This is a genomic window from Streptomyces sp. NRRL S-340 (genome assembly GCF_000720185.1).
Taxonomy (GTDB): Bacteria; Actinomycetota; Actinomycetes; order Streptomycetales; family Streptomycetaceae; genus Streptomyces.
In genome coordinates this window covers 1-751 of the sequence record NZ_JOIY01000107.1, presented here as the reverse complement: position 1 = coordinate 751, position 751 = coordinate 1, and the positions used below count along the sequence as shown (strand labels likewise).

Genomic DNA, 751 nt, shown 5'->3' with positions numbered 1-751 from the left:
GAAGGCGTTGTCGGTGGCGGGGAAGGCGGGCAGGGTCATCGATCCGATGACGTATGTCGCCAAGGGCGCCGGCGCGGGCCTGTCGAAGATCGGGGACATTTCCAAGGCCCTGAAGGGCATGGGCAAGATCGACATCCCCGAACTCCCCCAGAACGCGATCACCCTGCCCAAGGGCACCGTGAAACTCCCCGACGGCAGCTTCCGCCTCCCCGAGGGCGCCCCCGTCCCCGAGGGAGCGACCAGGCTGCCCAGCGGCAGCTTCGAACTCCCCGACGGCGTCCCGGTCGTCCACGACGGCGCGCACCCGCTGCACACCCCCGAAGGCACCGGACAGGTCTACGGGCACCCGGACGGCCACATCGTCGACGGCCACGGCAACATCCTCATCCACGCCGACGAACTCAACCCCCCGCCCACCGGCACCGGCGCGGGCACGGACCTGCCCCACACCCCCACCCCGGCCAGAGAACCCGTCCTGGCCGGCGCAGCCACCCACACCGCCGCCGACACCGCGGCCCACGCCGGGGAACACCTCCACCTGGGCAGCAGCCTCGACACCGACCTCGGCGACGCGGGCCGCATCGGCGACGACACCCACACCCCGCCCACCATCCACGCGGGTGGCGAGCACACCCCCACGGTTCACGCGGGCGGCGAGCACATCCCCACGAGCCACGCGGGTGGCGACCATCTGCCCGGCGGCCACGCCCCGCAGCACACCCCCAGCGGCCACGCCGGCGACCACCTGCCC

At 73.4% G+C, this 751-nt stretch carries 1 pseudogene; it reads left to right on the top strand.

The features are described from left to right. Positions 1-13: 13 nt before the first annotated feature. Positions 14-751, top strand: a pseudogene (locus tag IG64_RS41795) (hypothetical protein); the annotation flags it as partial.